The sequence below is a fragment of the Clostridium sp. Marseille-P7770 genome, from assembly GCF_902143525.1.
GTDB lineage: Bacteria > Bacillota > Clostridia > Lachnospirales > Lachnospiraceae > Pilosibacter.
The window spans coordinates 236,294-263,240 of the sequence record NZ_CABFVC010000001.1; the positions used below are offsets into that span (position 1 = coordinate 236,294).

The 26,947-nt window shown below is 44.1% G+C and carries 27 protein-coding genes and 2 pseudogenes; 21 read left to right on the forward strand and 8 right to left on the reverse strand.

Annotated elements, in window-relative coordinates; all coding sequences use genetic code 11:
* Positions 1–34 precede the first annotated feature (34 nt).
* The 16 genes and pseudogenes from FN001_RS01085 to FN001_RS01160 all read left to right on the forward strand — a co-directional run bounded on the left by FN001_RS01085 (position 35) and on the right by FN001_RS01160 (position 11,573).
* On the forward strand, positions 35–229 hold the full coding sequence (locus FN001_RS01085) for a transposon-encoded TnpW family protein (RefSeq protein WP_071143486.1): 195 nt from the start codon (positions 35–37) through the stop codon (positions 227–229).
* Positions 230–383: 154 nt separating this feature from the next.
* The gene (locus FN001_RS01090) at positions 384–686 is read left to right on the forward strand and encodes a hypothetical protein (protein ID WP_071143485.1); all 303 of its coding nucleotides are present in this window, start codon (positions 384–386) and stop codon (positions 684–686) included.
* 70 nt (positions 687–756) lie between these two features.
* Positions 757–1,368, forward strand: a complete 612-nt coding sequence (locus FN001_RS01095) for a recombinase family protein (protein ID WP_071143484.1) — start codon at positions 757–759, stop codon at positions 1,366–1,368.
* 210 nt (positions 1,369–1,578) lie between these two features.
* Entirely contained in the window at positions 1,579–1,647 is a 69-nt protein-coding gene (locus tag FN001_RS01100; RefSeq protein WP_011100846.1) for a 23S rRNA methyltransferase attenuator leader peptide ErmL, read from the forward strand.
* 124 nt (positions 1,648–1,771) lie between these two features.
* Positions 1,772–2,509: a 23S rRNA (adenine(2058)-N(6))-methyltransferase Erm(B) gene (erm(B), locus tag FN001_RS01105; protein WP_001038795.1), complete on the forward strand. Its 738-nt coding sequence runs from the start codon at positions 1,772–1,774 to the stop codon at positions 2,507–2,509.
* A 60-nt stretch (positions 2,510–2,569) separates the two neighbouring features.
* Positions 2,570–2,761 carry a hypothetical protein gene (locus FN001_RS17925; RefSeq protein ID WP_185911833.1) on the forward strand — a complete coding sequence of 64 codons (192 nt, stop codon included), beginning with the start codon at positions 2,570–2,572 and terminating at the stop codon, positions 2,759–2,761.
* A gap of 90 nt (positions 2,762–2,851) precedes the next feature.
* Positions 2,852–3,475: a hypothetical protein gene (locus FN001_RS01115; RefSeq protein ID WP_097783055.1), complete on the forward strand. Its 624-nt coding sequence runs from the start codon at positions 2,852–2,854 to the stop codon at positions 3,473–3,475.
* Positions 3,476–3,493: 18 nt separating this feature from the next.
* A complete protein-coding gene (locus FN001_RS01120; protein ID WP_072851246.1) occupies positions 3,494–3,868 on the forward strand; it encodes a hypothetical protein in 375 nt (124 codons plus the stop codon).
* Between the two features lie 102 nt (positions 3,869–3,970).
* Complete coding sequence (locus tag FN001_RS01125; protein ID WP_071143482.1) at positions 3,971–4,306, forward strand: DUF3847 domain-containing protein; 336 nt, start codon at positions 3,971–3,973, stop codon at positions 4,304–4,306.
* Between the two features lie 160 nt (positions 4,307–4,466).
* Positions 4,467–6,035, forward strand: a complete 1,569-nt coding sequence (mobQ, locus tag FN001_RS01130) for a MobQ family relaxase (protein ID WP_242700206.1) — start codon at positions 4,467–4,469, stop codon at positions 6,033–6,035.
* Entirely contained in the window at positions 6,032–7,915 is a 1,884-nt protein-coding gene (locus tag FN001_RS01135) for an AAA family ATPase (RefSeq protein WP_071143481.1), read from the forward strand. Before mobQ (FN001_RS01130) ends, FN001_RS01135 begins: the two co-directional genes overlap by 4 nt.
* A gap of 137 nt (positions 7,916–8,052) precedes the next feature.
* Positions 8,053–9,552 (forward strand): annotated as a pseudogene (locus FN001_RS01140) (VirD4-like conjugal transfer protein, CD1115 family); the annotation flags it as partial.
* A 107-nt stretch (positions 9,553–9,659) separates the two neighbouring features.
* Positions 9,660–9,812, forward strand: a pseudogene (locus FN001_RS01145) (Maff2 family mobile element protein); the annotation flags it as partial.
* 70 nt (positions 9,813–9,882) lie between these two features.
* Positions 9,883–10,245, forward strand: a complete 363-nt coding sequence (locus FN001_RS01150) for a helix-turn-helix domain-containing protein (protein ID WP_330423314.1) — start codon at positions 9,883–9,885, stop codon at positions 10,243–10,245.
* Positions 10,205–10,594 (forward strand): TnpV protein, encoded by a 390-nt coding sequence (locus FN001_RS01155; protein ID WP_117534454.1) that lies wholly within the window; start codon positions 10,205–10,207, stop codon positions 10,592–10,594. Before FN001_RS01150 ends, FN001_RS01155 begins: the two co-directional genes overlap by 41 nt.
* Positions 10,595–10,610: 16 nt before the next feature.
* Positions 10,611–11,573, forward strand: a complete 963-nt coding sequence (locus tag FN001_RS01160) for a DUF3658 domain-containing protein (protein ID WP_014078537.1) — start codon at positions 10,611–10,613, stop codon at positions 11,571–11,573.
* A gap of 61 nt (positions 11,574–11,634) precedes the next feature.
* Here FN001_RS01160 and FN001_RS01165 read toward each other — a convergent pair whose 3' ends face one another.
* Positions 11,635–12,441 (reverse strand): helix-turn-helix domain-containing protein, encoded by an 807-nt coding sequence (locus FN001_RS01165; protein WP_142410539.1) that lies wholly within the window; start codon positions 12,439–12,441, stop codon positions 11,635–11,637.
* Between the two features lie 483 nt (positions 12,442–12,924).
* Between FN001_RS01165 and FN001_RS01175 the strand changes: the two genes are divergently transcribed.
* The 5 genes from FN001_RS01175 to mobQ (FN001_RS01195) all read left to right on the forward strand — a co-directional run bounded on the left by FN001_RS01175 (position 12,925) and on the right by mobQ (FN001_RS01195) (position 15,951).
* Positions 12,925–13,113: a hypothetical protein gene (locus tag FN001_RS01175; RefSeq protein WP_005930722.1), complete on the forward strand. Its 189-nt coding sequence runs from the start codon at positions 12,925–12,927 to the stop codon at positions 13,111–13,113.
* Positions 13,110–13,451 (forward strand): DeoR family transcriptional regulator, encoded by a 342-nt coding sequence (locus tag FN001_RS01180; protein WP_003020305.1) that lies wholly within the window; start codon positions 13,110–13,112, stop codon positions 13,449–13,451. Before FN001_RS01175 ends, FN001_RS01180 begins: the two co-directional genes overlap by 4 nt.
* Entirely contained in the window at positions 13,444–13,740 is a 297-nt protein-coding gene (locus FN001_RS01185; RefSeq protein ID WP_002594808.1) for a DUF3847 domain-containing protein, read from the forward strand. Before FN001_RS01180 ends, FN001_RS01185 begins: the two co-directional genes overlap by 8 nt.
* A 299-nt stretch (positions 13,741–14,039) precedes the next feature.
* On the forward strand, positions 14,040–14,183 hold the full coding sequence (locus FN001_RS17930; protein WP_009274458.1) for a hypothetical protein: 144 nt from the start codon (positions 14,040–14,042) through the stop codon (positions 14,181–14,183).
* A gap of 187 nt (positions 14,184–14,370) precedes the next feature.
* Positions 14,371–15,951 carry a MobQ family relaxase gene (gene mobQ, locus FN001_RS01195; protein ID WP_142410540.1) on the forward strand — a complete coding sequence of 527 codons (1,581 nt, stop codon included), beginning with the start codon at positions 14,371–14,373 and terminating at the stop codon, positions 15,949–15,951.
* 181 nt (positions 15,952–16,132) lie between these two features.
* On the opposite strand, the gene FN001_RS01200 is transcribed toward mobQ (FN001_RS01195), so the two are convergent.
* From FN001_RS01200 to FN001_RS01230, 7 genes are all read right to left on the reverse strand, one after another.
* On the reverse strand, positions 16,133–17,098 hold the full coding sequence (locus tag FN001_RS01200) for an IS3 family transposase (RefSeq protein WP_185911801.1): 966 nt from the start codon (positions 17,096–17,098) through the stop codon (positions 16,133–16,135).
* Entirely contained in the window at positions 17,095–17,778 is a 684-nt protein-coding gene (locus tag FN001_RS01205; protein ID WP_142410542.1) for a helix-turn-helix domain-containing protein, read from the reverse strand. Before FN001_RS01205 ends, FN001_RS01200 begins: the two co-directional genes overlap by 4 nt.
* Before the next feature lie 65 nt (positions 17,779–17,843).
* On the reverse strand, positions 17,844–19,115 hold the full coding sequence (locus FN001_RS01210; protein ID WP_014081122.1) for a DUF6070 family protein: 1,272 nt from the start codon (positions 19,113–19,115) through the stop codon (positions 17,844–17,846).
* Entirely contained in the window at positions 19,115–20,356 is a 1,242-nt protein-coding gene (locus FN001_RS01215) for a DUF6070 family protein (protein ID WP_142410543.1), read from the reverse strand. Before FN001_RS01215 ends, FN001_RS01210 begins: the two co-directional genes overlap by 1 nt.
* Positions 20,304–22,418: a penicillin-binding transpeptidase domain-containing protein gene (locus FN001_RS01220; RefSeq protein ID WP_014081124.1), complete on the reverse strand. Its 2,115-nt coding sequence runs from the start codon at positions 22,416–22,418 to the stop codon at positions 20,304–20,306. The genes FN001_RS01215 and FN001_RS01220 overlap by 53 nt, the downstream gene beginning before the upstream one ends.
* A 185-nt stretch (positions 22,419–22,603) precedes the next feature.
* Positions 22,604–22,831 (reverse strand): transposon-transfer assisting family protein, encoded by a 228-nt coding sequence (locus tag FN001_RS01225; protein ID WP_014081125.1) that lies wholly within the window; start codon positions 22,829–22,831, stop codon positions 22,604–22,606.
* A 3-nt stretch (positions 22,832–22,834) separates the two neighbouring features.
* Positions 22,835–26,863, reverse strand: coding sequence for a YodL domain-containing protein (locus FN001_RS01230; RefSeq protein ID WP_014081126.1), 4,029 nt, complete (start codon positions 26,861–26,863; stop codon positions 22,835–22,837).
* Positions 26,864–26,947 lie beyond the last annotated feature (84 nt).

The window sequence follows — 26,947 nt, forward strand, 5'->3', positions numbered from 1 at the left end:
TCCTTTTTTTGCACCCAAAGGAAGGAGTGACCCAATGACAGAAAAGAAAACCACAACCACCGCGCAGAAGCAGCCGGATGGTATCATCACAACACAGCGGAACGGACAGACCATCGTTGCGGAGTTGTTTTTCAATCACAGAAGCGCAGAAACATTCCGCGACAAGCTGCTGAAAGCGATACTTGCCGACTATTCGCATTTTTCTGCGTCTGACGGTCAAGAGCCGTAAAAACGGAATATTTGACGATTGGAACACTCTGGACGAGGAATGTATCGCCAGAGCATTTTCTATTGAAAAAACGCCGTTTTTCCCAAGTCAAGAGCCGAAGAAAACACCCGAAAAATGCCCCTACTGCGTAACAGGGGCGCAGAAAGGAGAGTTTATGAAAACAGGACTGAAAAAGCAGGAAAAGACCACCGATATTTGGTTTGACGAGAAAGACCCCCTTATCCATATCCGCACCCACAACACCGACTTGAAGAACAGGCTGACCGCGTACAGCCGCCGCTTCCCCTCTGTCTGTAAGCTGACCGACAGCGACCCGGAAACGGGCTGTATGGAGTTTGAGATTGCAAAGGGACGCTTCTCTTTCCGTCTGACCGCACCATACAGCGAGGAACGCAGACAGGCGGCAAGCGACTATGCAAAGAAGCATGGTATTTCAGCCGGGAAAAGCAAGCCATGACACAAAGATACAGTAAAATTATTAGGTAAGGACGGTTGATGTCTATGTAAAACGAACAGGAGGATAAAAATTGACTGGAAGCATTTACGGCTATGTGCGTGTCAGCACAAGAGAACAAAACGAGGACAGGCAGCTTATCGCCTTACGCGAGGTAGGCGTTTCAGATAAGAATATCTTTATGGATAAGCAATCCGGCAAAGATTTTGAGCGTCCACAGTACAAAAAGCTGCTTAGAAAAATGAAAAAAGACGACCTGCTCTATATCAAGAGCATAGATCGTCTGGGACGCAACTATGAAGAAATCTTACAGCAATGGCGTATCATCACAAAGGACAAGGGCGTTGACATTGTGGTTTTGGATATGCCCCTGCTTGATACGCGCCGGGGAAAAGACCTTATGGGAACATTTCTCTCGGATATTGTGCTTCAAGTGCTGTCCTTTGTGGCAGAAAACGAGCGCACCAATATCAGACAGCGGCAAACAGAGGGTATCGCGGCAGCAAAGGCGCGGGGTGTGCGCTTTGGGCGACCACCACGCCCCTTGCCGGATAACTTTCATGCTGTTTATCAGAGGTGGCGTGCCGGGAAAATTACCGGCACAGCAGCCGCAAAAGAGTGTGGTATGCCCCTTGCGACCTTTCGCTACCGGGCAGAAATCTACGAAAAAGCCAAATTATTGTAAATAGGCGGTTTTACAGAAAGGTGTACTTTCCTGTAAACCGCCTATTGCTTATAGGTATTTAATATTATACTTCTTCAGACGGCGTTTTTCAAGTCTTGAAATGTAAATATTCGTTTATATCCCGGCTAATTTGTCGATAAAATGCGTTTACAGGAAAGTACACGTTACTAAAGGGATAAGAAGGAGGGATTCGTCATGTTGGTATTCTAAATGCGTAATGTAGATAAAACATCTACTGTTTTGAAACAGACTAAAAACAGTGATTACGCAGATAAATAAATACGTTAGATTAATTCCTACCAGTGACTAATCTTATGACTTTTTAAACAGATAACTAAAATTACAAACAAATCGTTTAACTTCTGTATTTGTTTATAGATGTAATCACTTCAGGAGAGATTACATGAACAAAAATATAAAATATTCTCAAAACTTTTTAACGAGTGAAAAAGTACTCAACCAAATAATAAAACAATTGAATTTAAAAGAAACCGATACCGTTTACGAAATTGGAACAGGTAAAGGGCATTTAACGACGAAACTGGCTAAAATAAGTAAACAGGTAACGTCTATTGAATTAGACAGTCATCTATTCAACTTATCGTCAGAAAAATTAAAACTGAATACTCGTGTCACTTTAATTCACCAAGATATTCTACAGTTTCAATTCCCTAACAAACAGAGGTATAAAATTGTTGGGAATATTCCTTACCATTTAAGCACACAAATTATTAAAAAAGTGGTTTTTGAAAGCCGTGCGTCTGACATCTATCTGATTGTTGAAGAAGGATTCTACAAGCGTACCTTGGATATTCACCGAACACTAGGGTTGCTCTTGCACACTCAAGTCTCGATTCAGCAATTGCTTAAGCTGCCAGCGGAATGCTTTCATCCTAAACCAAAAGTAAACAGTGTCTTAATAAAACTTACCCGCCATACCACAGATGTTCCAGATAAATATTGGAAGCTATATACGTACTTTGTTTCAAAATGGGTCAATCGAGAATATCGTCAACTGTTTACTAAAAATCAGTTTCATCAAGCAATGAAACACGCCAAAGTAAACAATTTAAGTACCATTACTTATGAGCAAGTATTGTCTATTTTTAATAGTTATCTATTATTTAACGGGAGGAAATAATTCTATGAGTCGCTTTTTTAAATTTGGAAAGTTACACTTTTTAATAACGGAGGGAATGGAATGAAAAAACTTGTAACCTTGCTTCTTTCGCTTGCTTTAGTGCTATCTCTTGCAGCTTGTGGCGGAGAAGCGACACCTGACGCATCTGACGATGCCCCCGCTTCTTCTCAAAATGAAGAAAGCACCGAAAACGACAACACCGAAAATCAAATCGTATTTGAGGAAGTTGTTGCCATTGACAACGCAGAGTGAGCGGTAAAAATTACCGAAATCGACCCCGATAATATGTGGGGCTACACTCTGAAAGCACAGCTTGAAAACAAGTCCACAGAGAAAACCTATATGTTCTCTGTCGAGAGTGCTTCCATCAATGGTGTTCAGTGCGATCCAATGTTTGCAAGCGAGGTAGCTGCTGGCAAAAAGGCTAACGAAGAAATCAACTTTAGCACCGATACTCTTGAGGAAAATGGTATTGTTGAATACACAGATATTGAATTGACTTTCAAGGTGTATGATAGCAATGATTGGTCTGCTGACCCTGTTGGAAAGGAAACAATCCATGTCTATCCATACGGAGAAGAAAACGCTGTTGCATTTGTGAGAGAAGCACAGGCTACTGATAATGTGATTATCGATAATGATTATGTTACTGTTATCGTAACAGGCTATGAAGATGATGAGATATGGGGCTATACTGCCAATCTGTTCTTGCTGAACAAGACAGACAAAACGGTAATGTTCAGCGTTGATGACGCATCTGTAAACGGCTTTATGGCAGACCCATTCTATGCAACTTCTGTTTCTGCCGGAAAATGTGCATTTAGTTCTATGGCATGGTCTGATACAACTTTAGAGGAAAACGGAATTACCGAAGTGGAAGAAATCGAAGTCCTGTTTAGAGCATACGATGCTGATGATTTTATGGGCGAAGATTTTGCAAATGAGGTAATTACATTAAATCCGTAACGAGATGAGGTGTGCAACATGAAAACGGCAAAATTAGTAATCGGAATTATCAGCATGGTTTTATTTGTTTTAGTAGCTTTTCAATCTTGCGCTGCCGGATTAGGAAATGCTTTAGCAGATAACGGCGAAGTAAGCGGAACATCAGGAATGTTGCTTGCTTTCTGTATGCTGATTGCAGGCATCGTTGGAGTAGCAACCCGAAAGAGCAAAGGCGGCGGAATTGTTGCCGGAGTATTCTATCTGTTGGGCGGACTGCTGGGAATTGTAAATTACGGTAGCTTCTCTGACCTTGCTATCTGGTCTGTCCTTTGTTTCATTTTCGGAGCTGTCTTTATTTTGGGCTCCTTGAAAATGAAGAAAGCAGATAAAAGTAACACAGACGCGGCAGAATAATATTATTCAAATAACAATAACATAATTCCCCAACAGGGCGACTATTTCCAAACCGAAGTAGCCGCCCTTTTCTTTTACTAAAAATCAAAAAGGAGGGCTACCATGTCGAAGAAAAAACCACCGACCACCATCGAGGAATGTAACGCCGAAATGGAACTGACACAGAAGAAAATCCGGCAGTATGAGAACAGGAACAAAATGCTTGACCGCAAACTTGCCATTGAGAAGCGCAAGGAGCGCAACCACCGTCTTTGTTCGCGGGGCGGCTACCTTGAAAGCCTTGTCCCGGCACTCATTGATATGTCAGAACAGGAAGCCCGCGACTTCCTCTACACCGCGGTTTTCAGCGACAAAGCGCAGGAGTTTTTGAGAAAACGAGCCGGAGAAGCGACACCGAAGAATTACCCTTGCACACAAGGGCGCACTTATACACCCTAACGGGCGTGTGCGCTCTGCCGAGGGCTTTATCTCCGCACCGGGCATTATTGCCTTGTGCAGAGATTGGCGGCTTGCGCCGCGACAGGGAAACCTACACTTTCCCTGCGACAGCTTGCGCTGTCTACCCTTTTGTGTACCCCACGAAAGCGAACACCTTGCTTTGCAAGCTATTCACTTTCATGGGGTTTTGTTGACCGTATCGGGAGGTGATACTATCGCAATCTACCATTGCAGCATTAAGATTGTCAGCCGGGGAAAGGGCAAATCTGCCGTAGCCGCAGCAGCCTACCGCGCCGGAGAGAAGCTGACAAACGAGTGGGACGGACTGACCCACGACTATACAAGAAAAGGCGGCGTTGTTCATTCTGAAATCATGCTGCCGCCCCATGCCCCACCCTCTTTCTCTGACCGTTCTATTCTATGGAACAGCGTGGAGCAAATCGAAAAATCGAATAACTCACAGCTTGCGAGGGAAATCGAAATCGCCCTACCTGTTGAACTTTCAAGAGAGGAACAGACCCGCCTTGTCCGGGAATACTGTTCCTCTCAATTTGTTTCCAAAGGAATGTGCGCCGACTTCAATATCCACGACACAGGCAACGGCAACCCACACGCTCATATCCTTTTGACTATGCGCCCCCTTGATGAAAAAGGCACATGGGCGGCGAAGTCAAAAAAGGAATATGTCCTTGACGAAAATGGGGAGCGCGTAAAGCTGCCAAGCGGCAGATACAAGACGCGCAAGGTTGACCTTATGGACTGGAACAGGCAGGAGAACGCCGACCTATGGCGCAAGGCGTGGGCTGACCTTGCCAACGACTATTTAGAGCGAAGCGGCAGCGCGGAGCGTATCGACCACCGCAGCCATGCAGAGCGTGGTATTGAGGAACTCCCCACCGTCCACATGGGTGTTGCAGCTTCCCAAATGGAGAAGAAAGGCATAGCCACCGACAAGGGAGAAATCAACCGCATGATACAAAAGACCAACCGACTTATGCGGGAAATCCGGGGCTATATCGACAGCTTGAAAGAATGGCTTGCGGAGGTTTTCGCCGCTAAGAAGCAACTGCAAGCTGCCCCGCACTCTCCCGATATTGCCACGCTGCTTACAAGGTATTTGAGCATTGAACGAGAGAAAAGCCGGAAGTATTCACAGGGCTGGCAGCAACAGCATACTGCCGGGGAATTGCAAAAAATCAGCAAGGCGATTGTCTATCTGCAAAGCAAGGGCATTGCTACCCTTGAAGATTTGGACGCTGCCCTTTCCTCTGTTGATGAAGAAGCAAAGCGGCTGAATACAAGCGTTGTTGCCAAGCAGAAGCGCATGAGGACATTGGAAAAGTTTATCGAGCATGGCAGCAACTACAACCGCTTGAAGCCCATTCACGATGAACTGAAAACGCTGAAAAACGGATGGGGCAAAAAGAGAGAAAAATTTGAGCAAGCCCACGAAAGCGACCTCATTATCTGGAACGCCGCCAACCGTTTCCTGCACGCAAATCTGCCGGAGGGTACAAAGTCTTTCAAGGTGTCCGAGTGGCAGAAAGAATTTGACGAACTGAAAGCCCAATCCACAGGCGAATATGAAGAACTGAAAACAAAGCGCAGCGAGGTTAAGGAGTTACAGCAAATCCGAAAGTGCATTGATATTGTAGAGCAAGCCGAGCAGCGCACACAGGAACAGACACACCAAACACCAAGACGCAAAAAGGAGGATATTTCCCTATGACCTACACCAAAGAACAGATTGACCGGGCAAATCAGACCGACCTTGTATCATTCCTGCAAGCCCAGGGCGAACAGCTTGAACGCGCCGGACAGGAGTACCGTTGGAAACGGCACGACAGCTTGACGGTCAGAGAAAACAGATGGTATCGGCACAGCCAGAGCAAAGGCGGCGGTCCGATTGATTTTGTCATGGAGTTTTACGGCAAAAGTTTTCTTGAAGCCGTTGAAATGCTGATAGGCGAACGGGGCGAAGCACCCCCACCCGTCTATCTGCAATTCAGACTACCACCCAAAAGCCCCGACAACCAAACAGCGAGGAACTACCTTACAGCCGCCCGGCGCATTGATGAAGATGTGTCGGGCTTTTTCTTTTCCTGCGGCGATCTCTACGAGGAAGCCGCCCACCATAACGCCGTATTTGTCGGCAGAGATGAAAGCGGCATACCGAGATATGCCCACCAACGGGGAACGGTGGGCAGCTTCCGGCTTGATGTGAAAGGCAGCGACAAGACTTTTAACTTCTGCTACCGGGGCGAGGGCGAAAGGCTTTTTGTCTTTGAAGCCCCCATTGACCTGTTATCTTTCCTCTGCCTGTTCAAAAAGGAATGGCAGAAACAAAGCTATCTGTCATTGGGCGGCGTGAGTGAAAAAGCCCTGCTGCGTTTTCTCTCTGACCGTCCGAATATCAAGACCGTCTATCTCTGCCTTGACAGCGACAAAGCCGGGACAGACGCTTGCAGCCGCCTTAACAGCATTATCCCCCAAGGCTACACCGTCAATCGCCTTGTACCGTTGTTCAAAGACTGGAACGAGGTTTTACAGCGTAAAGAGGAAATTACAGACGGAAAATATCTGCGCGAAGCTGTCTATGGCTTGCGTGAGCCGCAACAGGAAGAAACCGTTGAAATTATCCGCATGAGCGAGGTTGACACACAGACCGTTGAATGGCTATGGGAGCCGTATATCCCTTTTGGAAAGGTAACAATCGTACAGGGCAACCCCGGCGAGGGAAAAACCACCCTTGCCCTGCGCCTTTGCGCCGCCTGTACCAACCGCAAGCCCTTTCCGGCTATGGCAGAGCATGAGCCTTTTAATGTTATCTATCAGACCGCAGAGGACGGTTTGGGCGATACCGTCAAGCCGCGCCTTATGGAAGCGGACGCAGACCTTGACCGGGTACTTGTCATTGACGAGGGCAAACAGGAATTGTCCTTATCCGATGAACGCATAGAAAGGGCAATCCGGCAGACCGGGGCGCGTCTTATAATCCTTGACCCCATACAGGCGTATGTAGGCGAAAAAACGGATATGAACAAGGCAAACGAAATACGCCCTATCTTTCGCCGCCTTGCCGAAGTTGCAGAGCGTACCGGGTGTGCCGTTGTGCTTATCGGGCACTTGAACAAAGCTGCCGGAGGTCAGAGCGCATACCGGGGATTAGGCTCTATCGACTTCCGAGCCGCCGCTCGTAGTGTGCTGCTCATAGGGCGCGTGAAACGAGAGCCGAATGTGCGCGTTATCATTCACGACAAATCTTCCCTTGCACCGGAGGGTAAGCCTATGGCGTTTTCGTTGGGCGCGGAAAGCGGCTTTTCATGGATAGGCGAATATGACATTACCGCTGATGAACTGCTGTCCGGCACAGGCGGCAACACCGAAACCAAGACCGAGCAAGCGGAAAGGTTGATACTCGATTTACTTGCAGACGGTAAGGAAATGGCAAGCGAGGATATTGTCAAGGCGGCAGCCGAAGCCGGAATATCCGAAAGAACGGTACAAAATGCCAAGCGCAGCATGGGCGGCATATTGGGCGCAAGGCGCGTTGGAAGTCAATGGTACAACTTCATCAAGAAGAAGCAGCCGCCCGAAACTGCAAAATGAAAGTGCAAAACGCAGAGCCTTTGCACCTTGCACTTTCGCACTTTCACTTTATCAACTCGCCCCATGTTGACCGCATGGGGCTTTTCTCTTGAAAAAATCCTGTTTTGCGTCAATAAATTGCGAAAAGCACTTGACAAAACGCTTCATGGGGGAATGCCAAAGATATAGAGCCATATATGGATTCTGTATTTGAAAATAATATTCTTCTGACCGCTACGGAGCGTCTGATGATGTCCGGCAGACCGAAAGAACCGAAGTATGCAAGAAATAAAAATATTCTTGTGATTGGCGGTTCCGGCTCCGGTAAAACAAGATTTTTCGTGAAGCCGAACCTGATGCAGATGCACTCGTCCTATTGCGTCACTGACCCGAAAGGCACAATCTTAGTGGAATGTGGGAAGATGCTGAAGCGGGGCAAGTATAAGATTAAAGTCCTCAACACCATAAACTTTGCAAAATCCATGCATTATAATCCATTTGCTTATCTGCGGAGCGAAAAGGACATTTTGAAACTCGTCAACACAATCATAGTCAACACAAAAGGAGAGGGGCAGCAATCCGGTGAGGACTTTTGGGTCAAAGCAGAAAAACTCTATTATACAGCATTGATTGCATACATCTGGTACGAAGCACCGGAGGAAGAACAGAATTTTGCCATGCTGATTGATATGATTGATGCAAGTGAAGCAAGAGAGGACGATGAAAACTTCAAAAATGCTGTTGATCTGCTCTTTGAGGAGCTGGAGGAAAAAGACCCGAACCATTTTGCTGTAAGGCAGTATAAGAAATATAAGCTTGCGGCAGGAAAAACAGCGAAGTCGATTCTGATTAGCTGCGGTGCGAGGTTAGCACCATTTGATATAAAAGAGCTGCGTGACCTGATGGAATATGATGAACTGGAGCTTGACACGCTGGGAGAGGAAAAAACAGCGTTGTTCGTTATTATTTCTGATACAGATGCTACGTTTAACTTTGTGGTGTCTATCATGTATTCCCAGCTCTTTAATTTGCTTTGCGACAAGGCAGACGATGTTTATAACGGAAGGCTCCCGGTTCATGTGCGTATGCTCCTTGATGAGTTTGCGAACATCGGGCAGATTCCACAGTTTGAGAAGCTGATTGCTACGATCCGAAGCAGGGAAATATCAGCTTCTATTATTTTGCAGTCAAAATCACAGCTCAAAGCGATTTACAGGGACAATGCCGATACCATAGAGGGCAACTGCGACACTACGCTGTTTCTCGGAGGAAAGGAAAAGACCACCCTAAAGGAATTAGCAGAGGTATTGGGGAAAGAAACCATTGACCTGTACAACACCTCGGATACGAGGGGGACGAGCCAGTCCTACGGTCTGAATTACCAAAAGACCGGAAAGGAACTGATGAGCCAAGATGAGATTGCTGTCATGGATGGCGGGAAATGTATTATGCAGCTTAGAGGTGTCAGACCATTTTTCTCGGATAAATTCGATATAACGAAGCACAAGCGGTACAAAGAGCTGTCCGATTATGACAAGAAAAATGCCTTTGATATGGAACAGTATGTGAAACATCTGCACCACTTGAAGGTCACAGAAAAGACAAAGGTAGATGAAGCCTTTGAATGCGGGGAGATTTCCCCGGATACAACTGAATAGGAACATTTGGACACGATGTCCAGAGGTACAGGAGTTTTGCGGATAGAAAGCAATGCTCCTTATTTTTTGCAAAAAATAAATTTTCGGAAAGAACGAGGTAACTGAATATGGCATTTTTTACATCAGCAGTAACAGGATTAAAGACCGTTGTAACCGCAATCGGAGCAGGCGTGGCAGTATGGGGCGTTATCAATCTTCTTGAGGGATACGGAAATGATAACCCAGGGGCAAAATCACAAGGGGTCAAGCAGTTCATGGCTAATTAAAGGGAACAAAAAGAAAGGAAAAACCAATCCAGACGGTATCAGCGGCAGGCTACAAGAATAAATTGTGATTTCACAAGATTGGTGTTATAATAAGAGAAAAGTTCCTGCCGGGGCAACCGCCCCGGTGGTATGGATAGAAAGGCAGGAAAATAATATGCACATCAGCTATAAACCACTCTGGCACACACTGTTAGAGCGTGATATGAGAAAAGAAGATTTAAGGCTTGCCGCTGGTATGACAACGAATATGATTGCCAACATGAGCAAAGAGGGAAAGCACATCAGCATGGACACATTAGCCCGTATCTGCGAAACGCTGAATTGTGAGATTACCGATGTAATTGAGTTAGTACCAGACGAGCCTGCTTCCACAGGAGGTAAGGAACATGAGCGAATTGAAACCAAGAATAACAGAAAACGGAATTGATTATATCCTTGTTGGAGATTACTACATCCCAGACTTGAAGCTGCCGGAAGAACACCGCCCCATCGGAAAGTACGGACGGATGCACCGGGAATATTTAAGAGAAGTCCACCCAGCCAGATTGAACACATTGACCTTGACCGGGGAGTTATGGACATACCTTGCAGACCTGAACGAACAGGCACAGGAACGGTTAGACACCATCATGGAGCAGATGAAAGCCACCGAGGGCGTGACCGAGGAATTGAAGCGTACCCGTCAAATGGAATGGGTGCAGCGTTGCAATAACATTCACAACCGAGCAGAAGAAATTGTTTTGCATGATATAATTTATTCATACGGGAGTAATTAAATCGGAGGTATATAAGATGATTGAAATTGTATTTGGTGAAAGTGCCTGTGGAAGTTTGAAAATTGCCCAAACTTACGGTAAGGGAAAGTATAGAGGAAGTGCAGTTTCGGTCTTTATGAGGCACGAAGATGGGAGTGTTCCATCTTCAGATGAAATGAAAGAAGCACAAATTCAAGCACAGGAACAAGAACATATTGCTTGGGAGAATGCTATTCCATTGGGAGGCAAGAGCAGTGATGTTTATTGTTTTGATATGGCTCTTAGTGTGGGAGATATTTCTGATAATGGAATTGGCGAACAGCGGAAAAATGTTCTCAAGAAAATGCTGTCTGTCTGGTTTGTAGAGGATTTAGACTATCAGGTTGAAGAAAAAATACAGAAAATTAAAACTACATTGTCTTCGGTTATTGAACGATATGTAGCTGGGGAAGAAGTTCGTATTTGGTATAGCTATAATCCGGATGAACTTTGCGGTATGTACTGGCTTATGAAACAACTTCGACCATTAAACTGTCAGACAACAATTTATTTGGTTAAGTTACCTGCCTGGGAATATGGAAAAGAAAATACTATGACATCCAAAATAGCATGGGGTGAGGTTTCTCCTGGCGAATGGGGAAAATATATAACTCTACAAGAAAAAGCTAAGCCTGTATTTCTTTCAGCTTGTGCTATGAAATGGAATCAACTTCAAAATGAAAATGCACCTTTGCGTGCAATGCTAAATGGTAAATTGCAAAGTGTTTCAGAAGATATATATGATAGTTTCATTCTTCGTGAAATTGCGGAACAGCCAGAGCAATTCAAAATGGCTATTGTTATAGGTAATGTTTTAGGAAAATATCAACTTGGAATTAGTGATGTATGGATTTCTAATCGCATTGATAAAATGCTTGAAGATGGTGTGTTGGAAATTATACAGGACGCACCAAAGGGAGAAACAAATTATCGCCGGATATTAAGAAAACGAATGAAATAATAACCACAGCAAGAACCGCTGCTACATGGAAGGCACCCCAACCATGCAACAGCGGTTTTTTTTACCGTTTTTTCCTCTGGCTGATAGGCGTTCCCATTTTCTTTGATTTTTTGAGAATCCGAATCAGCCAGCGAAATTCTTCGTCTGACAGATTTTTATAGTTGATACCGAGCTGCTTGCAGTAAAGGACAACCAGCTTTTCATCCCGGCTGCCCTTGAAATTTTCGACTGCTTCGAGATTTTCTTTCAATTCATCGGCAACGGTGGTCTGGGGCGCACTCTCACTGTCCTTTTTGTGGGCTTCCCGAATATCCCGGATAATCAGGTTGAGGTCATCCAGAACCATGTGACTGAAATACTCATCATCACTGATATGGGCGGCTTGCAGCACTTTCAAATGCGGGTCATCTTCGCCTGGGCGATACCGTTCAATGATTTCATGCCGGACGGTATCGACAAGTGCATTGAGGTTTTGAATCTGCATGGTAGCAATCCCGTCCACATAAATCTCAATGTCTGCAAGAAACTTGATGAAATCTTTATGTGTAGCAAGCTCACAGAGCAGACGGTTGTTAATCCGACCGCTTTTCAGCAGTGCCACCATCTCATCATTCAAATGCAGCTCCGTCAATGGTGTGTTGATCTGCTCCCTGTTCTCTGTCCGGCACAGTAGATAATCAACAGCGACCCCATAGAAGTCTGCCAGCGTGATAAGGTTGCCATGATTGATTTCCTTAAAATCCTCTTTTTCATAACTTCCAAGAGCTGATTTGGAAATGCCTGTCAGCTTTGATAGTTCTTCCAGATTTAAGCCTTTGTCCTTGCGGAGTTCCCAAAGGCGTTCCTGTATGCTTGTTGCTCCTTTCATGGGCGCACGCTCCTTTCCAATGGTTTCATTGCTGCCGCTTATCTGGATTATATCACACTTTCCGCAATCGTGGAAATTTCTGATTTTTACCCCTAATTCCTACTTTGTGGACATACGGCACAGGGCACAAAAATGTTCTATGATACAGGTAGTTCATCGATGGATTATTCCAATCGAATGACCAGCCTGTGTGGGATATGCTTCCCCGGCGATGTAGTGCCATGACTTTTGGCAGGGATGTGGAGGAACCCTGACCGAAACGAGCGTACCAAAGGGAGCGATACGCCGCTGTGAGATTCAGGGGAGGAACGACACCGGGGAGAACTGGCGAACTGACACCGAAATGATACCGAAACACGACAATCTGATAGGGGGATAGTCTACCCTATCGCTGATACTTCGGGAGATTTTAATCGGCTCTATGGCTGTAATTTTGCCGAAAATCGCCCCGAAACCATACACTAAAACGGGAGGAAACACAATATGCCGAGAATGAGCAAAAAGAGGAAGCATGAGCTTTCCTTTTACCTCAATGACCGGGGGCGTGTCACTTACAACGAATTATGCCGGAAATGCCAGCATGGGTGCAGGCAGAGCTTCCGGGCGGTTGTGATTGACTGCCCCCGTTATTTATCCAAACGAGCAAAGAAAAAGGAGGAACACACCGAATGAATTTTGAATTTATGACGATAGACACACCATTGCCGCCCTGTATGCCCTTTCCCAGAGCGTTGACAGGATTTCCAGTCAGCAGCACCGCAAAGGTCATGTACTGCCGGATGCTGGACGCTATGCTCTCCAAAGGTCAGGAGGACGAGAACGGAATCCTGTTTGTCTGCTTCCCTGTCACAGCCATTGCCGCAGTCCTGTCCCGCAGTCCCATGACGGTCAAGCGTTCTCTGAATGAACTGGAAACCGCCGGACTTATCATGCGGGTGCGTCAGGGCGTTGGAGAACCAAACCGGATTTATGTGCTGATACCGGGAAAGGAGGACGCTGCCCTTGCCTGATACCTCAAAGCTGGAAAAGCTCAACCGGGAGTTGGAGAAAAGCGAAAAGAAACTGCGGAAAGCCATCAATGATGAAAAGGCATTGCAGCACCAGTTAAAGCAGCTTACCCGAAAGGAACGGACGCACCGGCTCTGTACTCGTGGCGGTATGCTGGAAAGTTTTCTGCAAGAGCCGGAACGCCTGACAGATGATGATGTCATGCTGTTGTTGAAACTCATTTTTCACAGGCAGGACACGCAGGAACTATTGAAAAAACTGCTGGAACGGGAGAAGCCGGAAACCCCTTAGTTTACTAAGGGCGCAATTATACACCACCCAGAGGTTGGTGCATTGCGTTCTCCGAAGGCTCCTCGCCGGAGGGCTGTGATTTTCCGCAGTCATGGTCTGCTCCAAATCAAACAGGGGACGCTACGCTTCCCCTGCGCTGGCTGCCGCCAGCTACCCTTTTGTGGACTTGCCATCTGGGGACACCTTGCGTTGCAAGCTGTTCCCAGCCGACAAGTTTCATAAAATATGCTATCTTTTCGATAGCCAATGAAGTATAATGAAGATGACAACAAATCGGCATTTGTAAAGGAGGATTTACAATGAAGAAAATTGGATTAGGTATTGCAATACTACTCTTTGCCATTATAATTTCTCTTTGCTCATCAGGAATGGGGCTGCTCGTTATCGGAATTGGGATTGTAGGATTGATTTTTTCAATCATAGGATTTATAGAACGCAAGTAAAATAACTTCCAGTTTGTCAGCTTCACATCGGGTCAACTTGCCCCGAACTTTTACAATTAAATACCCGCCGCCCACATAGCGGCACACCGAGCAGGAAATCTGAAAAAGGTCTCCTGCTTTTTTTCTGCCCAAAATGAGGTGGTAAAACGCCACCCCGTCCACCAATTAGCGAAAGGAGGAACACGAAATGCCCTGTCCACACAACGAAATCACGATTGTTCAGCGCAGCCAGCGGCAGTCTGCGGTTGCCGCCGCTGCTTACCAGAGTGGCGAAAAGCTGTTCTGTGAATACGACCAGCAAGTGAAGCACTACCCGGAAAAGCGTGGTATCGTCCACAATGAAATCCTGCTCCCGGCAAATGCTCCGCCGGAGTATGCAGACCGCAATACCCTATGGAACGCCGCCGAAGCGGTGGAAAAGCAATGGAACTCCCAGCTTGCAAGGCGGTGGGTGCTTACCATCCCAAGAGAGATACCACCCGACCAGTATGCTGTCCTTGTCCGGGAGTTTTGTGAGCAGCAGTTTGTTTCCAAAGGCATGATTGCTGATTTTGCAATCCATGACCCCCATCCGCCGGGACACAATCCCCACGCCCATGTCATGCTCACTATGAGGGCAATGGACGAACATGGAAAATGGCTTCCCAAGAGCCGCAAGGTTTATGACCTTGACGAAAACGGGGAACGGATAAAACTTCCGTCCGGCAGATGGAAAAGCCACAAGGAGGATACGGTGGATTGGAACGACCAGAAGTATTGCGAAATCTGGCGGCATGAATGGGAGGTCATCCAGAACCGCTATCTGGAAGCCAATGACCGTCCGGAGCGTGTGGACTTGCGTTCCTATGCCAGACAGGGGCTTGATATTGTCCCCACTGTCCATGAGGGGGCTGCTGTCCGGCAGATGGAAAAGCGTGGTATCCAGACGAATATCGGAAACCTGAACCGGGAAATCAGAGCCGCCAACCGCCTGATGAAGTCCATCCGGCAGCTTATCCAAAACCTCAAAGGCTGGATTACCGAGCTGGGAGAAAAACGGAAAGAGCTGCTTGCACAAAAAGCGGCGGAGGAAGCGACACTTCTTCCCAATCTGCTGATGAAGTATATGGCGATACGAAAGGAAGAACGGAAGGACTGGACAAGGGCTGGACAGAACCGGGGGACTTCACAGGACTTAAAGGCAGTCAGCGAAGCCCTGTCCTATCTCCGGCAAAAGGGGCTTTCCACTGTGGAGGACTTAGAAGCATTTCTGGAATCCTCCGGGAAATCAGCCGCAGATTACCGCAATCAGATGAAGCCAAAGGAAGCCCGAAGCAAAGTGATTGACGGGATTCTTGCCAGCCGGACAGACTGCAAAGAATGTAAGGCTGTCTATGAGAAGTACCAGAAGATATTTTTTAAGAAAACAAAGGAAAAATTCAAACAGGAACACCCGGAGGTTGCCCGGTATGCGAAAGCCACCGCCTACCTTGCCAAGCACCCGGACGATAAGGACAGCACCCAAAAGGAACTGCAAGAGGAGCAGGAAACGCTTCTGGAAGAAATTGCAGCCCTGAAAATACCGTTGACCGAGGTACAGGAGGATTTGAAGAAGCTGCGGGACATCCGCTACTGGGTACGGAAAGCCACACCCGGCACAGAGGAAAGCAAAGAGCCGCCCAAGAAGCAGCCCCTCAAAGAAGTCTTGCAGGATAAGGCTGACGAGAAGAAAGCACAGAAAAACGCCCCGGCGCAGACGAAACACAAACAACAGGATATGGAACTTTAACAGGCACTTGCCATTTTCAGATTGAGAATGATCTGCCCCTTGTCAAGTAGACAAGCAAAATATTTAAAATTAATTTCTAAATGTATCTGCCATATCTGATCTGATGTGGCGGATATTTATGTTTATGAAACATTTATTCCATCGTCAATTTTACAATGCAACTCTGGGGGTATGTTTAAAGTTACGCACACCATTTGGATTTGTATGCTGCAATCCGTTTGTTTTCAGCAATGGGATATTGCACTGGTTCCTTTGCCGATAATGCATCCCGCCTTACTTCTGACGGAGTTTTACAGTAAAACCGATCCTGAGGTCTTTCCTCGGCGTAAAACTTCATGTATCCGTCAATTGCTGATCGAAGGGACTGCTCATCTGTTATCTGGTACATACAATACATTTCCGATTTTATGATTCCCCACAACCCTTCTGTAGGACCGTTATCTATGCAACGCCCCACTCTGGACATGGATTGTTCCATGCCCTGATTCTGGAGCTTTGCTTGGAAAACCTTGCTGGTGTATTGATATCCTCTGTCACTATGAAAAATCGGTTTTGCATTCGGATTTTCAATAAGTGCCTTGTCATAAGTATCAAATACGAGCTTGTTGTCATTTCTTTTACTTACAACGTATGCAACAGGAAAACGGTCATATAAATCAAAGATGGCGCTAAGATATAGCTTCTTTCCTGTTTCAGGAATCTTGAATTCCGTGACATCAGTAGCCCATTTTTCGTTAGGTTTTGTGGCATTGAAATCCCTTTTCAGCTTATTTTCCGCTGTCGTCTCCGGCTTGAACGGATGGTATTTCTTCTTTTTTCTACGAATAACAGAGTGGATTCCCAGCTTCTTCATGATTCTGTGGACTCTGTTCTTGCTGTAACTGGTGTGATTGAAATGGTTGATCCAGCTTGTCATCCGTCTGTATCCCAGGATATGCCCGAACTGCTCATCATACTCCTTTATCAGTTCTGCCAGTTTTCTATTTTTGGATTCCTGCTCCGTAATCGGTCGGTGCAACCATTTGTAGTAAGCCGCGTGCGATATCCCCAGCTGTTTGCACATCCAGTTGATGCTCCATTGTTTTCCTTCATGAAAATATTTTATTGCCAGATATTTTGATTCAAACCGTAGTTTTCCAAACCTCACATCCCTTCGAATTCTTTCACTTTTTTTAACAGTTCCACTACCATGTCTTTTTCATCAAGCTGGCGTTTTAGTCGCATATTCTCCCGGCGTAACCGTTCTAGCTCATCGACTTCATCATCCGTTTTGTGACGTCCGCGTTTATCGGACAGACCCTCTTCCCCACTAGCATCACATTTTTTTACCCATGAATACACCTGCCCATAAGAAACATCATACAGAGAAGCTGTTCCTTTATAATCTCGGTTGTGGGTAATACAGTATTCGACGATTTCTTTACGTTCAGCTATCGTTGTCTTTCTTCGTGCTTCTGCCATATAGACCTCCCTCTTGGGATCATAATCCCTAAGTTCTCTATTGGCATTATACAACGAAATCCAGTTTTGCAGTGTAACATGTGCAGGGATGCCATATCTGGCGCATAAATCGGTAACCGAACCTTCCCCGGCAATATATCTTTGAATCATTTCAAGCTTAAATTCCCTGGAATAGGAGTGATTGGCTGTAACAGGGCAAAGAGCTTCCATACCTCCATTCTGATATGCCAATATCCAGTCCCTTATGGTTCGTGTACTTTTTATACATAAATCTGCCATGATTTCAGAGACAGAACGTGTTCCATTCAGGTAATCCTCAACAGCAGCAACTTTTTCTTCAACTGTACACCTGGGCTTCCTACCCATAAAAATACCTCCAAAGTAGATTTTGGTTATTTAACCTGTCTACTTTGGAGGTATCATATCAAAATTTAATGTGCTTTTGCTATTGGCGGCAGTTCCAACTCTATTTGTTCTATAGAATTGGAAAGATACCTGAAAGTTCCGTCTTCAAATGGCTGGACCACAACCGTATTCCGAAAAGCGAGATCAGAATTATAATCCGGCCATACTCCATCCACGATAAGTGTAATCGTTCCATCCGCATTTTGGGTATAGTCAACTACTTCTCCGAAAGGTGGGTATGGACTGGCATAAATCATCTCATATTCATAGCTATTGCTGCCCTCATCATATCCACAATGCTCTCTCAACTGTTCTACCGATACCGGAAAATAAGTAGTCATTATCCTTTCATATTCCTCTGCCGGAATCTTCCAACCCTCAGTTTTCAGATTTTCCCCCGTAGAAATCCTATAAACATCTTCATACATACAAGGCATCAGAATGTCCTCCACATTGCTGCTATCCCAATCGGTAACGAGCAGATTGTAATTCACATAACTTAGTCCTGATATGTATTCTTGCGTTAATTCCCGGCAGTCTTCTGGTAGCGGTTCTATTCTCCAATACTGTCTCAAACTTGCATGTGCAATCACATATTCATATGCGTAGATAAAATATCCTTTTTCGGTCAGTTTAATCTCAGCCACATTACTTACCGAAGTTCCCTGTATTTCTGGCATACCACCTTCTCTCCACCGAATTCCTATGTAATAGGTCTGCAACTCACCTTTCCGATAGATAAAGGTAACTGCTCCAATCAGCCCATCTCTCTGTACTTCAAATACCGTAACCATCGAGTCTTGTCCATCCAGGTAATCTGCATAAAATGCTTCGATTGCTTCATGATTTTGCATAGCAGTATCTTCTTCAACACTTACCAGACCGGTTCTGCCCAATTGCTCCACCACAGCTTTCCTCTGCTCTTTGGTAAATTCGCCAATACCGGAAGAGTAGCTTGGTGCATCTGCAATTACAATATCCTTATAGATTTCTCTGACCGATTCTGCTGCTGACAAAACCGTACTCTGCAGTTGCTCCTTCTCCTCTTCTGTAAGGAGATCATCACTGGCTTGCGGAATAAACCAATATGCTGACTCTGTGGAAGTTTCCGCATTCTCGGCTTCTTCTGTTTCTGCTTCGCTATTTTCGATTTCTACAGGTGGCTCCCATACTTCTTCTGCCACCTTTTGCTTTTCTGTATGCAGTTCTCCCCAACAGACCACTCCGGCTATTACGAAAATCAACAGCAGCAAAATCGGAAGACCACATCTTCTAAGCAGCCATTTCACATCTTCCATTATTCGCCTCCGTATAATTCTTCCCATTCTTCTAACGTCAACCGTGGCGTATGCCATGTTTCCTCAGAATTATCCTCGGAGGGTATAATTCGATTGGATACATATTGTACCCCGCCATCCTCCAAAGGACGAACCACAACCTCGTGGGCATATACTTTGGAATTTCCCAAATATGGAAATACCACATTAGCAGTAAGTGTAATTGTTCCATCACTGTTCTCCGTATACCCGATTACTTCTGAATATGGGTATTCCGGATACTCTACTTCTTCGAAGCCTCTCGGTTTGTATTCATAGGTCGAATCCTCCGAATCATAGACAGTTTTGGATTGCAGCGTTTCACTATCAATATTGAAATATTTCATAATAACGCTTTCAAATTCCTCTTTTGGAATCCGATAAACTGCACTGACTGACAAATTGTCATCTGCAACATAAGGAACATACTGACCATTCACTTTTGGATAAAGAATGTCATACATATCATAGAAATTCAAATCCCCAAAATCTTCTTCACTCCAATCCACAATAAACATATTATTCTGTTCAAAGCTGATTGGAAGAAGATATTTCCGACTCAGTTCCCTATATGTTTCATCCAATGGCTGTACTCGTAATGCGGTATGCTCCTCTGCTCCACTCAATGTAAGAACGTATAATTCTTCTGAAAACCAGACACCAGAAAACATCAGGTAACCTTCTTCTGTATAATTCCAATACTCTGCTTGATACCTCCCAGTAACTTCTTTCTGTATTTCTCCATTTTCGTATCCATAATAGCTTCTGACCACATCTACATTTCCGTCTTTTGTGTGCAAATCGTATTTTACAAATCCGCCCAAATAGCCGACTTCAAGAATCGTTATATCTGCTTCTTCCTGTGCATCCACCTTTTCACAAAATTCCAGTACCTGCTCCGCTTCCGTCATATTCACTTGATTTCTGCTGTCAACAGCAGGATACTCGTTTTCTCCAAGACGATTTACAATACTCCGAATTATTTCCAAATCATCTAACTTATTTTCCTCTGCTGCCTTGTCATAAAGATCTATGCAGATGTTTATAATTTCTTCTTCATTCTCCTGTTCTTCTTCTGAAACGTCCTGAACATCAATTACTGTTTCCGAAACTGTATCTTCTTCCGGTGGTGTATCGCTACACCCCGAAATACTAAACATCAGTACAAAACTAATGACTGCTAAACCACTCTTCCAGAACCAGACTGTCTTTCTTAACAACATATCCGCTTCCTCCTCTTCCTTTCACATCTTCTACCATACTGATAATCAATATAGGACATTCCGTATCTTCTGCTGTAAAAATTGCAAACCATCCTAATTCTGTACCCGAAGTATCATCCTTCGATGCCTTTATTTCTGCCGTACCTGTTTTTCCTGCTAAAAGAATGTCATCTCGATGGGCTGCATATCCAGTTCCATTAGAATCATTCACAACCTTCTTTGTTCCTTCCAATACACGACTTGCTGTCTCGTTAGAAAAGGCACCCGGAATCCAATACTCAACTTCCGCTTCATTCTGATATACCAAATAAGGCTTTATTACATTTCCCTCATTACAGAAAGCAGAATAAATACATGCCATATGCAACGGGTTCACTAAAATCTGTCCTTGTCCGTAACCGCTGTCAGCTAACTGTATTTCAGTTTCAATGCCTTCTGTATTGGAATACTGAGATTCTGCCATCTTAATTTCAAATGGTAGTTCCTCATTGAAACCAAGCCGTATCAAAGAATTCTCCAACTCATCCGATCCAATCTTTAATGCTGCTTTTGCGAAATAAATATTATCAGAATAAATCAAGGCATTCTCTAAAATGACTGGTTCATACGCATGAAGCGTTGTTACATGATATGAACCCCACGATGCATCTTTTTGCCAACTTAATCCTACGTTCCCGTAATCTTCCATTGGATCGATTGCTCCTGATTGTAAACCAATCGCAGCTATAATTGGTTTGAAGGTAGATCCCGGACACCACACTTGCCGGAACCGATTATACATTGGCTTATTCTCGTCCTCGTTAAGTACAGTCCACTGCTCACTCGATAATCCCATAATAAAATCGTTATTGTCATAAGCCGGTGTGCTGACCAAAGCCAATACCTCTCCGGTATAATGATTTATGGCTACCGAGCAGCTTTTATCTTCCTTAAACTGTTCGTACAAGGAAACCTGCAAATCAGTATCTATCGTAAGCCGGATGTCCTGCCCATGCTGTACCAGGATACAAGCCAGTTCCTCCTTCTCTTTATCTTCCGAATTTACAATGTAAATCCTGCAACCGTTCTGGCCTTTCAGTTCTTTCTCGAACAAGCCCTCCATTCCGCTTCTGCCGATTACACTATTGGCTGTATAACCTTCTCCTGCATGTTCCTCTAAATCTTCCGCAGTAACGCTTTGAACATACCCGACCAAATGCGCAGCGGCTTCCCCTAATGGGTATTCACGCACTTCAACATCAGATATCATCACTCCGGGAATCTCCAGCAACTTATCATGCCTTTCTTTCTCCTTTAAAACTTCTTCCTCTGGACTGATAGACATTAACTCAATTTCTTCCACTCTTGGAATCGTTTTAATAGGTACAAAAGAATCATCCTTTACCCACTTTGCAGACAGGTTCTTTTCTATCGCTTCCGTTGTGATTTCCAATAGTCCTGCAATCTGTGCGATTGCTTCCTCTCTGTTTTCCAACTTGCCCGGAACAATTCCAACTGAAGATGCTGTACCTTTTCCTGCAAGGACACGTCCGTTCCTATCCAGAATTTCTCCTCGCTCTGCCTGTGTAGTAGAAACTCTTACTTTATCTGCAGAAGTCAGATTAGGAAAAATCATGGAATCATCCCAAACCAATTTATATCCTTCTTCTCCATTTATAAAAAATGCCTCATTCTCAAAGCTGATAGTTCCTGCCACTGTATCAAACGAAGTCAAATATGTTACTTTTTTATCTTCCTCCACATACTCGACATTTTTTATCGACATGTTTTGCATTTCAATTCCCTCATAAATAGTGGAATTTCTCTTCAGAAAATCTTCCTTACTGATATATCCAGATGACTCCAAATCAATCATTGCATACATTTCTTCGTATTCTTGTTTTGGAATATGCATCATATACTCTACTAAGATAGTATCTGGTGTTTTACACGCATTTTTTCTTTTATATAATACTGTTGCACTCACAACTACTCCAATCAAAGTAATTGTTAACATTAACACTATAATGCCCAACATTTTTCTATATCTTTGTATTCTTTTGGTTCTATGTTTTGCCTTCATCGTTACCTCCATTTCTTATTCGTATCAATGTACTACGCTTATATATTACAAGTGTAAGATTTTGAAGCAAAAAAATTTACTCCCTTTCGTTATAAATATTACACCCGTAATATTTATCAGTCAAGTTCTTATTCAAAAAGACAGAACACAGCCACCAAAAGCCATGTTCTGCCTTACGTTTGATGTTACTCTGCCGCTACAAACTCCATCTTCATAAATTCATGATCCGTCAATTCCTTTAATTTTGCAAGGACACATAATGACAATTCAACCATCTCATCATCCTCCAGATGTTTCAGTGTCTTATTGATACCATTTATGACATTTTTTCTGCCTCCCACATCTGAATCTATACCTTCTTCCATAAAAATACTGATTAAATTACTCTCTTCTACGGTAAATCTCTTATTCATCACTTACATCTCCCTCTGACTTTTCTTTTCATTTTCTTGAACATCATGTTCTTTCGATTGCCCTTCTACCTGTGATTTTTTCTCCGCAAGACGGGATTTTAAGGAAAGCCTTACCGTAGGCTTCTCCTCCATTCTCTTATTTTCTTCCCTTTGGGCTTTCTCCCCAACACCATTATTCAGCACATTATCAATCATATTATAATTCTGTTCTTCTGCCTCCTCAATCTTGGCAAGCGGCTTATACTCTGTCAGTTTTTCCAGAAGCTCCGTTGCTCGTTTTATTTCCTCTGGTACAGCTCCCTCCGAAATAATGTCTGCAAGCCACGTTGTTAAATGTCCGGTATCGCCCTGTTTTATGGATTCTGCAAGCTCTGATACATTCTCGGTCATATTTCTTGTACTATCGTGATACAGTACAGTATCATAATCGTAGGAAAGTCGGTCAAGTTCTACTGCAAGCTGTTCCTCTTGTGGCAAGTCCGGCATACGCAGTTCCCACACTCTTGCTTCCATTTCTTCACTCATCACGCCATCTATCTCCATATCGGGCAATTTAGCCACCAGTTCCGTAATGACTTCCATTGCCTGCGGATTGTTTTTAATATCAGGAACATAGTCCAAAACCCCAAGGTCAATCCTCTTTCCAGATAAAACATCAATCTCGTAATCCTCGAAGGGTTCCGCCCCTCTCCCTAGGATATTGATTCCGATTGCCGGAATACCATTCATCCGCTCTGAAGGTATCTGCTTCCAGATTGCTATAGCTTCATCCACCGTAGGAATATTCTCATAACACTCACCAAGATTATGAAATTCTCCACATTCCGAAACAGTTAAAGTTACTTCTGCGCTCTCCTTTTCCTGCTCTCTTACCTGTCTGACGCCCTCCAAATATTCTTCCATCTGTGGCAGATAGGATTCCAGCGTACCTGTTCGTTGGGCTGTAATTGGATTGATGTCAACTTTTACTTCTCCGATATGAAGTCCATCCTCATTAAAGGCATTAAATAAATCGTCCTCCCGTTCCGCTGTGGAAAGTTCCACCACCACATCAAGGTCAGAACCTTCATGCTCTAATCCCCTGCATCTGCTTCCTGTTACAGCAACATCCACGATTGTTGCATTAATATCATACTCTTCAATCTTCGCCTGCACATGGCATTTCACAGTTTCCTCGATTTCTTCCGGATTCATTTCACTAATATCGTGGAATAATTCCCCGGTCTTTGCCTTAAAATCTGCCACCACACTGCTTGGTGTACTCTCCGGAATAATACGATTTGCTTCCTCTGCTTTTTCCATCAGTCCATCATAATCCATCGGTATCAGTTCATCTTCTCTTTGGATATTTCCTTTTGCACCATTGTAATCCGGCTGTGACTTCAAATCCTCTAAAATATCATGCAAGGCTTCCCTTATCGTCACATCAGGATTATCATAAATTCCTCCGTCAATCTCCTTATAATCAGCTCCCATAATGGAATAATCATAACCGCCATCCACTTCCTGAATGCTGATAAAACGGTCTGCAATAGAAAATGCCAGTTCTGTTTCCTGTTCACTTTCCAAAGTTTTTTTCATTTCCGCAAGCACCTGTTCTGTTTCATCGCCAAGATCAATGATTTCATCTCCATCTATTTCCGGTTCTGTCTTTTGGACATTGTGTCCAGAAGTGTCCTGCATTTCTTCCTTTTCCGGTGTCTGCTCCCGTAAAAAATCCGGTATTTCCGTATATCCAAAAGAATCCACAAAATGAGCCGTATTCTGTCCGTTCTGATGAAGCACCACTATATCGCTGACAGATAGCGAATGTCCTCTGAAATCTTCTGGGTGGTCAAGGTTGAATTTTTCAAAGATTGCCTCTAAAGTTGCCCCCTGCGTCTCTTTTTGCAGTTCAGATAATTCGCCCACATATAAAAGTGTATAATTCTCTGGTTTAATTGCATCAAAATTATCTTTTGTAATGCCCATACGCTTTAAGGATTCCGTCCCCTCAAAACGTAAGGAATCTAATTCCGGATTAGGCTTTAATTGATAAATTCCATATTTATCAGTACTAGCATATAGGAGCTGCTCTTTTCTTGCCATTTCAGGTGTAATAACAGATCCGTCCTCATAGTTAATAGATTCCACCCATGTGATACCTAATTCTTTTTCTATTTCAAATTCCAAATCAGTTCCATAAAAAGCATTATGAATTTCTGCCACATCAGTATCTGAAATAGGCTCTGAGGTCTTGAATACCGCAGTTCTATCCCCACCCATTTCTTCTATATCGACAGCCACAACTGGATACGGGTATGTATATTCTCGCTCCTGTTCGTCCATTAAGATAAGTGTAATCTTAGTCTGCTGTTTCAATGCTTTATTCCATGTTTCCTTTTCAACCCCAAAGATACCTTCATGCTCTTCTATACGCTCCCTGCTTTCTGCCAATGATTCCGCACCGTCAGTATGAAGCAAATATACAGGCAAATCATGTTCAAATAATTCCAATGCTTTCTCTTGTGTTAATGGCAGCATTTCATTCCATTGATAGCCATATTCCCTCATTTCCGACAAACCAATCATCGGATCAGGCAGGGCATCAATCTCCGCCTTTGCATCAATTATGGTCAATGCCACATCCTGTTGGGCATACTGCTCCCTATATGCCAGTTTCTCTGCAAGTTCCCTTGTTTTATTCATATCATCAAGTTTATAGGCATAATTTACAATCAGATTTCGCTCCTCAGACGTGAAAATATTTTTTTCTGCTTCCAACTGATTGATAAGTTGTTCTGCCTGCCCCATGACAGATAAATTGGTATCAATGGGGTGTTCCATTCTTTCCTTTACATCAATAAGCTCGTCTGTATCCATGTTATAGCGGACATCAATATGATATTCCTCCGCTTCTTCCGTCTGCTCGTCAGCAAGTTCGGTAGTCCATGCTCCTTTGCTTTCAAGATAAGATGATATATTCGATTTATCCTCTTCATTCATGGTAGAAAGAGCGGATATAAGTTCTGCACTGTCCATTCCACGGACACTGACAAGATTGTATTCTGAAAAATCCTCGTTATGTACCAGCAGAATGCTTTCCTTTCCATGTTCCTGCTCCATCTCCCGGTTAAGCTGAAGCTCCTGCATTGCCCCCTCAATGCCTGTAATCAGTTCTGAAGCTGTCTTTCGGATTGTATCAAGGGAAGATTTCAGCTCTTTCATATTCCTGCCGCTGCTCCAGCCTGCGATATATCCAAAGGAATAATCGGATGTATCTATACCGAAATGCTGGCACACTGTAAAAGCCACACTCTCCGCTTCCACTTCCTTTGTATTCCTGTCCTTTACCGGAATATCCATGCTCTGATTAACTTCTTTATCATGCAGCCTGGAATGAGCCACCTCATGCACCATTGTTTTCAAAGTCTGGCTTTCGCTCATATTTTCCTGAACAGCAATCCGTTTTTCTGCTGTACTGAAATACCCTTTGGAATCGCCGGGAATATCTTCAAATGCAATCGGAACAGGAGAAATATTCATAAGCGCCTGGACAAAATCCTCATATCCCTCCACCGTAGATAACAGCTCATTCACTTCCAGTTCCGGAATAGGCTTGCCATCCGTCTGCGATACATCAAAAACAGATACCGCACGAAAGGCAGGAATGGTAACCTCTGTTTCCTCTTTCTGCGGCATACCGTTTTCATCAAACATCATTTCTCCCGTTACAGGGTCTAACTTATCACGTTCCTCTTTGATTTTATAAGGAGCTGGTGCAAGAATACGGATTGCCTTTTCTCCTTTATTGACGTGCCGCTCAAAGTTCTTCTGCCACGCCTGATAACCTGCCACCAGCGTAGCTTCCGGCTTCTGCATGGCAATCAGCAGCGTATTATTAAAACTGTAATTATGAAATTTTGACATGGTACTGAGATAGCTTTTATATTTTTCACTCTCAAAAAGCTCTTTCAAACCAGCTTCCAGCTTATCCGTAATCTCTTTGACTTTTTGCTTTTCACTCATGTAAACGGTATTTTTATCTTCCATAATTCGATTGTCCTTTCTTTTTTCCACGCAAAAAAGACAACCATCTCTGATTGTCTTTTTCGATATGCCTATTCAATTTGCATC